Raw genomic sequence first — 8,207 nt, forward strand, 5'->3', positions numbered from 1 at the left:
AAAGTTGATATTTGAAATATATATGTGAAAAACATTACAAAAAGTAATGTGTATAGTGCCATAGAGTTTTTTAAATAACTTTTAGGTTTATAATATATAAGATTAAAGGTAAAAATATTATTTAAATAGTGTTTATTCTTGCTCTTAAGTTTTCTAAGAACATATGTAGCACCAAAATAAGTAAATATTACAAATATTATAATCCAAGGATAAATTATATACAGTGATTCAGCTCTATGTGGATCAGAATATAATCCAAACAATATAATAAGAAAAATTGGTAATACAAAAATTATTTTTCTAAATTTAGGCATTTCTTCTTCCATATTTGAATTTGAAACATTTAGCATACCTGATTCTATAACCATATCTTGAACTATAGACATAATAAAAACTAAAATTATTAAACATATAACAAAGGATAGTGCTGTTACAAGAATTATATCTGCTTTAGGAATAATAGTATTTGGTAAATAGAATCCATATACTTTTCTAAAAATAAATATCATTCCATTACCTAAAATAGCTCCTATTATATAAGAAATAAGTAAGCTTATTGTTAATATAAATAACAAACTTTTATATATTTCCTTCTTTTTCATTCCAAGTAACATTAATGTTTTAAAATCATGCATTCTATTTTGTATGTAGTTTTTTAAGGCATAAAATTGAATTAATATAGTCACAGCAGTAATAATAATTAAAGCATTTAATACAACAGATGTAATACCTTCACCAATTTGAGCCATATTAGTTTCTTGCATATTATGTATAATAAAAAGATTTCCTAAAAATCCATACACATATGTAAAAGTTAAAACAGCACTTATTATAAAAACAGTATAGTTTTTTAGATTGGCTCTAAAGTCTTTTAATAAAATTTTATAAACCCACTTATTATTTTTTTTCTTTACTACTTTTTCTTTATTTTTCTCAGAATTTAATTTCTTTTCTTCTTTTATTTTTTTATCAAAATCTGATTCTTCATACTCTGAATATCGATAAATAGCAATAAAAATAAGAACTACACATCTAAGGACTAACACTATAGGTATTAGTTTGAAATTTGATACCTGTCCTTGATAAAGTAATGCTATATAAGTTACAACATGAGCTAATATACTCCCAGCTGTCGATAAATATATTAATACCCATTCAAATTGTGAATTTCTTTTATCTCTAGTAGCATTTCGAAAGTGGATAAAATATAATAAAGACATTACTAAATGAAATCCAAAGTAAAATAATACTATCTTTTTATCTACTTCATAAAATATTCCCGATGGAATTATCCATAAAAAAATTCCACAAAAAAGCAAAATATTAAATAAACTTTTTTTCTTCATGATTTTCATATCCCCTCCAATATAAATCCAGCTAATTTTATAGTAATGTAAAGTTTTTATAAATCAAGAAAAAAGTATTATTAATATAAAAATTCGCTTCGCTTAAGCCACTGCGTGGGCGCTCCACTTCATGTCGCCAACGGCTTTGCCCGTTGCCAAGTAATAAAGTTGAAAATAAAAAAAGGAGCAATAATTTTAATATGCTCCTTTGGATTATAATTATATGTTCTAATTCATTTATATATAAAATGATTTGCTAAATATTTTCACTATGTTTTATAAATTTAGTACTTCACTTATTATTTTAATAACTAAAACATCAATGCTCCTATTACATCTTCTACTGATTTCACAATTTTATTTTCCATAATAAGTTTAGATATATACTCAATAGGTACACTCATATTGCAATCTTGTTCTATAAAATCTACACCTTCTCTAATTAAATTATAAACCGCTCTTGTTGCACTTGAAGGCATTAAATCTTTATAAAAATCTTGAGCCTGACTAGAACATAATAACTCAATAGCAATTATATACTTAGCTAAAGATATACATTCATAAGCTTTTAAAGCTGCATTATATCCCATACTTATATAGTCTTCTTGATTAGCACAAGTAACTATATTATCTATAGTAGCAGGATGAGATAACAGTCTCATTTCACCAAGTATACCTGCAGATGTGTATTGAGTTATCATAAGTCCGTTGTTTAGACCTGGATTACTATTTAAAAATGGAGGTAATTCACTAACATGTCTATTTAACATTCGATCTGTTCTTCTTTCACTCATTTTCATAAGGTTAGTAACAGCTATTGTTATAGTATCTGCAGCTATTCCAACATAAGCTCCGTCAGCATTACAACCCATTATAGCAACACCATCATTATCTCCTTCTTTAAATATTTGAGGATTATCTACAGATGAGTTAAGTTCTGTAGATAAAGTAACTATGGCATCCTTTATCACTTTTTTACAGGCTCCGTGAAGTTGCGGTATACATCTTATTGATAATGCATCTTGTACTCTATATCCTTCGTATTTTTTTATTATTTCACTGTCTTTTAAAATTTTCCTTATATTATAACCTGTATTTCCTTGATCTTCATGAGGCCTTACATTCATGAGCCTTTCATCCATAGCCATCAAAGTTCCTTTTAATACTTCTAGTGTCATTGCTGATGATATATCACTTGTTTTGGCAACTATAATGGAGTCATATAATGCTAATGTTGTTATTGCAGTTACAGAACTAGTTCCTGATAACAGTGTCAAACCTTCCTTGCTAGATAGTACGATAGGATTAACTCCTAACTTTTTCATAATATCTTTCCCATTTAGTATTCTATTTTCATATTTTGCTTTTCCTTCTCCAATTAAAACTGCGCTTATATGTGCCTCTAATGACAAATATCCTACTGAACCATGCTTAGGAACTATTGGTGTAATATTATTATTTAGTAATATTTTTATTAATTCTAAAGTTTCTAATCTTATACCACTATATCCTTTCCCCATATGTTGCAGCATTACAAACATTATAGCCCTTACACACTCATCATTTAGTGGCTCTCCAACTGATGTAATATGAGAAAGTATATTATTTCTTTGTATAATTTCTCTCTCTTCTTTCAAAATAAATTTGTTACAATTGTCTCCAATACCTGTAGTCACTCCATAAATTACCCTTTCTTCTTGGGAAAATTTTTCTACTAGTCTTCTACAATTCTTAACCCTATCTATATATTCTTGGGAAAATTCAACTTTATATCCATTTCTGGCTACATTTACCACATCTTCTATTTTAATATCTCCTCCTAAAACAACTACTCCCATAAGACCTCCTTTATTAATTTAATTTTAAAGAGTCCTTTTACTATTGCATCCATCAGCTGCTATGGGAAGATATCTTACTTTATTACCTTCCTTTAATTCCCCATAAAATGCTACGTAAAATGGTCTAAAAATACTTTTTATATTATCTATCTCCAAATAAACGTTTCCTCCAACATGTCTTCTAACAATTCTTCTTGCTAGTCGCTTTGATTTTTCTATTAATAAGTCATCGTCATAAACTGATAGTTGAATCTTATCTTCTTCTACATCTATGCGCTCTAATTTAGGAGCTGATTCATAGTATGCAACAGAGCCAGTCGAGCCATCTGCTATAAATTTTATTTTTTGACTTTTACTCTTTGATTTAAAAATCATTCTACTCAAAATATTAGGTTCATAAGTCATATTAAGAGTTACAATCTTATTTTCTATATACAATGTTTTTATATCATTTGAAAATTCTTTTCTTAATAAAATTTTTCCTATTAGGTTCCCTTTTCTAGATGCTATCAAATTTGCATGTTCTTCATTCATTACTTTTATATAGCTATCAATTTTCATTTTGACCTCCGCACCTGTGACTTAGTCTTTTTTATTAACTTTACTAAAACCAATTACTTCCCTAAAGTATTTACATATTATCAATATAACAACTATCGCTGTGCCATAAGGAACTAATTTTCCTATAATAAAGTCTATCTTCCTATCAAATGAAAACCACATGATAGAAACTACTATTGGAAATAATATCACTAAAAAACCATCTATCCCTAGCCATTCTATTTTAGATTCTTTATCAGACATATAATACCTCCTAGCTTATATACTTTTTATAATATTGTTTTCTTTAGTTGATTTGTCTACTCCTATCTGATTTCCTATCATCCAAAATACAAAAGATATTGGAAGCGCTATTAGTATAGGTTCCAGCACTCCAAAAGAATCTGATATCATGATAGGGTTTAATTTAAAATATGCAAATACTAAAATACCTGAAATCATTGACATAAGACCTCCTGCTTGAGTCTTTTTGCCTTTATACATTAATCCACCAACTATAGGGACAAATGCTACTGACATCCATAAGCTCATTAAAAATGAAATAGCATCATAAACCATTGTAAATTTAAATGCAAGTAGCAATCCAGCTACCCCTAATAGACAACATCCTAATCTACTTAAGTTTATAATTTTCTTATCACTTAATTTTTCACCTTTTAATCTTCCGTATATATCATTTGCAAGTGTAGTTCCACCTATTAGGTAGTAACTATCTAAAGTTGATATTATTGCTCCCATAAGACCTACTATAAATAATCCTCTAAACCCTGCAGGTAATCCTTCTAAAATTACAGTTACATACGCTACTTCTGGTGTCATTTCAGGATATAAACCTCTCACTATCATACCTGTAGTTACTAAAACCATATCAAATGCTACCCATAGTGAGAAACATGTTAACATTGCACGTCTTCCTGTTTTCACAGAATTTGATGCAGAGAATCTTTGATAAAAACTTGGATCAGCATATACATTTAAACATAGTACTAAAAGCATCATCGCCTTTGAAATTGGCATACCTGCTACTGGGTCTAATAGCTCCTTGTTAGCGGATAAGAGCTCTCCCATTCCTTCTAACCCACCTACTGACTCATATAAACTAGGAAATGCCATACATACACCGCAAACCATACAAGCAAACATTATCATATCAGTTACTGCTACCCCCATAAGTCCACCTAAGCAAGTTAAAAGTATTGTTAATACTACAATAACAACTCCAACTAAAACCTTATTAGCTCCCCATGCAGCTTGACCTATATATCCTGTAGCTGTTATTTCTCCTAATTGTGAACAATATATAAATAAAAATACTGAACCTAATATAGCTACCCATTTTCCATAAGTACTTTCTAAAAAGTCGGGTATTGTCACATCTGACCTAATATGAATCTTAGGTCCGATCCATAAAGCTAAAGGAAATCTTACTAAATGGGCACCTACTGACCATATAGCCCATGATGCAAATCCAAATGCAGCTGCATACCCCACAGTACCTACAACCCCAACACCACCATACCAAGATGCAACTAATGTTCCAACAACTAATGACCATGGTAAGCTTCTATTAGCTAGGTAAAAACTTTCCATATCTTTAACAGATTTTGAAAAGTAATAACCTATGTATATAACAAATGCCACAAATAGTAATATCACAATATTATCTACTGTAGTTAACATAAATTCTCCTCCATATCTCTATAATTATTTACACATATTAGCCATAATTTATTTGTCTATTTTATTACTAAACTTCATAATTTTATCTACTAAATCTTCATTTTTAATACTTAGATTTATATCTGCCTTAATCATATGTTTTTCATCATATCCATAATTAAAATTTTAGTTTTATAGCATTAGTTGGACAATTATCTTTGCATATTGTACATCCCCAACATTTTTCATTATTAAAACTAACTACTTTGTTTTCAATAGTAAACGCACCAAAATTACATATTTTACTACACTTACCACAGCTTATGCATTTTTCTTTATTCCATGATATTTCATGAATTTTTTTTGGCCATTGCTTTTCCATTCCCAAAATTTTAGATGCTCTTATCGGATAGCAACAACAAGCATCACAATTACAAAGAGCACTTTCACATTCACTACTATGCATAAGTCCTGATTTGTTAGCATTTCGTATTAATTCTTTAGCTTCATCTTTTGAAATCTTAACTCCCCACCCTCTATCTATCATGCTATTTATTCCAGTTTCAAATTGAACGCATACATTTTGAGGTTTATTACAGTTTTTAGCCATAGTTTTACAGTTACATGGAAGTAAATAAATAGAAGATTCTTTTTTGTCTATTAAATCTAGAGCTTCTTCTAAGCTTATAAAATATGCATTTTCTATATTACTTTGTTCTCTGTCATTTCCTTTTTCAATCTTCTCTATTGATTTTTTTGCATATTCATTTACATACCATTCATCAACTCTCTTTCTTATATCGCCATCAATACCTTCCCAAATATCTTGTTCAAACTGGGCAAATACACCTAGCCTTTGGTATGAATCAGACAATACATATAGAACTTCATTTTCTTCAATAACTTTATTTAAGATACACCTTTTGTAGCAAGATGCTATAAAATTTTCTGAGTCTATATCAATTAATTCAGAAACTAATTGTTTAAGATCATTTTTAGAATACATTTTATCTTCCATTTTAGATATAAGCTTCTGCTCATCTATCAATAACATTTTGTCGATAAATGACTCTATTTCTTCAGGGACATTAAATTGACTTATTATTTTATCTTTCAAATCATCACCCCCTATCTGTTATTTTTATAATTATTAATAGCAATTTCTATGCCATATTATTTCATTAAATTGTTCACCTTTTATATGTAAATAATTATTGTCAATTGTATAATAAAGGCGAATAATAGATATTTTAAAACTTTAATCTCTTATTAAAATTTCACTACATGTAAAATGAGTTTACATATCGTAAACTTATTTTGCAAATTTAGTAATATCTCTATATACTTAATACTATAGGCTCTTATTTTTTATCATAAAAATTTACAATTCATCTGAATTTATCAATTAATATAATTAGAAAGGATTGATTCATATTAATGCTATAGATGCTGTTATAACATTAGATAAATATAATCGTATCTTATCTGTAAAAAGTAACGATGAATATTTTTCTGAATCTTATGTAACTCTTTTAGCTTTACATACTAATACTCCTGTGTCAGATATTTTTGAAATTAACTTAGATAAAGATAATGGTATATTCTATTGGAATTTAGAGCAGTTTTACTATGAAATCATTAGACCTAATGAAGAAATATCATTTATATTTATTAAGAAAACTATACCCGACAATTTAATCCTAGAAAAAATGTTAAATACCTTAGATGATGGTATTCAAATTTATGACAGAAATGCAAATCTAATATATTACAATAATGCAAGCTCGACGATTTCTCTAAAAAATCATAATGAAAGTATACTAGGTAAACATCTTACAGATATATTTTCACATGTTGACGAAAAATATAGTACTATACTTACTACACTGCAAACCCAAGCACCTGTAATTAATAGATGTGATACATTTAAAACTAATTCTGGTAAAGTGGTAACAACTATAAATACAGCATACCCAATATTCTTTGATAATCACTTAGTAGGCTCTTTACTTATAGAGAGAGACTCTACTTCTATTCAAAGAAATATTTCAGAATTATCAAAAATGCAAAAATTTATACATAAACAAAAATACAATTCTAATCCTAATAACACTTTTACACAATATACATTTAAAGACTTAATAGGAAATAGTATACAGTTTAGAGAAGCCATCAATTTAGCAGTTAAAGTATCTATCCAAGACTGTAATGTACTAATATATGGTGAAACTGGCACTGGAAAAGAACTTTTTGCTCAAAGTATTCACAATAATAGTAAACGTTCTAACAAAAAATTTTTAGCTATAAACTGTGCTGCAATACCAGAAAATTTAATAGAAGGTATGTTATTTGGAACATCTAAAGGTGCTTATACTGGTAGTGTTGACAGTACTGGATTATTTGAAGAGGCAAATGGCGGTACTATTTTTTTAGATGAGCTTAATTCAATGAGTCTATCATTACAGTCAAAACTTCTTAGATTTCTACAGGATGGTACATTTATGAGAGTTGGAGGAAAGAAAAATATAAAATGTGATGTAAGAATTATATCTTCTTGTAATGAAGACCCTTTCCTTTTGACTCAAAATAATATTTTAAGAAAGGACTTATTTTATAGAATCTCAACTATAATAGTAAATATTCCACCACTTAGAGAAAGAGATGATGATATTGAAGTTCTTTTAAAATACTTTATAGATAAATTAGGTAGAAGGTATCTAAAAAATATAAATAATATATCAGTCAAAGTTTTAGACATACTAAAAAATTATAATTGGCCTGGAAATGTTAGAGAACTAATGCA

At 28.2% G+C, this 8,207-nt stretch carries 7 protein-coding genes; 1 reads left to right on the forward strand and 6 read right to left on the reverse strand.

Translation table 11 applies throughout. The annotated features are described in order from the left end of the window. From J7G74_RS03265 to J7G74_RS03290, 6 genes are all read right to left on the reverse strand, one after another. A partial coding sequence (locus tag J7G74_RS03265) for an FtsX-like permease family protein (RefSeq protein WP_297131918.1) occupies positions 1-1,346 on the reverse strand: 1,346 nt, incomplete at its 3' end. Positions 1,347-1,657: 311 nt separating this feature from the next. Then, positions 1,658-3,184 carry an HAL/PAL/TAL family ammonia-lyase gene (locus J7G74_RS03270; protein ID WP_297131921.1) on the reverse strand — a complete coding sequence of 509 codons (1,527 nt, stop codon included), beginning with the start codon at positions 3,182-3,184 and terminating at the stop codon, positions 1,658-1,660. 24 nt (positions 3,185-3,208) lie between these two features. Beyond that, complete coding sequence (locus tag J7G74_RS03275; RefSeq protein WP_297131923.1) at positions 3,209-3,745, reverse strand: hypothetical protein; 537 nt, start codon at positions 3,743-3,745, stop codon at positions 3,209-3,211. Positions 3,746-3,766: 21 nt separating this feature from the next. Beyond that, entirely contained in the window at positions 3,767-3,988 is a 222-nt protein-coding gene (locus J7G74_RS03280; RefSeq protein WP_297131926.1) for a hypothetical protein, read from the reverse strand. Positions 3,989-4,003: 15 nt separating this feature from the next. Further along, positions 4,004-5,425, reverse strand: coding sequence for a sodium:solute symporter family protein (locus J7G74_RS03285; protein WP_297131931.1), 1,422 nt, complete (start codon positions 5,423-5,425; stop codon positions 4,004-4,006). Between the two features lie 157 nt (positions 5,426-5,582). After that, positions 5,583-6,521 carry a 4Fe-4S binding protein gene (locus J7G74_RS03290; protein ID WP_297131932.1) on the reverse strand — a complete coding sequence of 313 codons (939 nt, stop codon included), beginning with the start codon at positions 6,519-6,521 and terminating at the stop codon, positions 5,583-5,585. A gap of 307 nt (positions 6,522-6,828) precedes the next feature. On the opposite strand from J7G74_RS03290, the gene J7G74_RS03295 reads away from it, so the two are divergent. Then, positions 6,829-8,207, forward strand: a 1,379-nt coding sequence (locus tag J7G74_RS03295; protein WP_297131936.1) for a sigma-54 interaction domain-containing protein, incomplete at its 3' end; no start/stop codon positions are given.

Source organism: Terrisporobacter sp., assembly GCF_017888745.1.
In the GTDB taxonomy this organism is placed as follows: Bacteria; Bacillota; Clostridia; order Peptostreptococcales; family Peptostreptococcaceae; genus Terrisporobacter.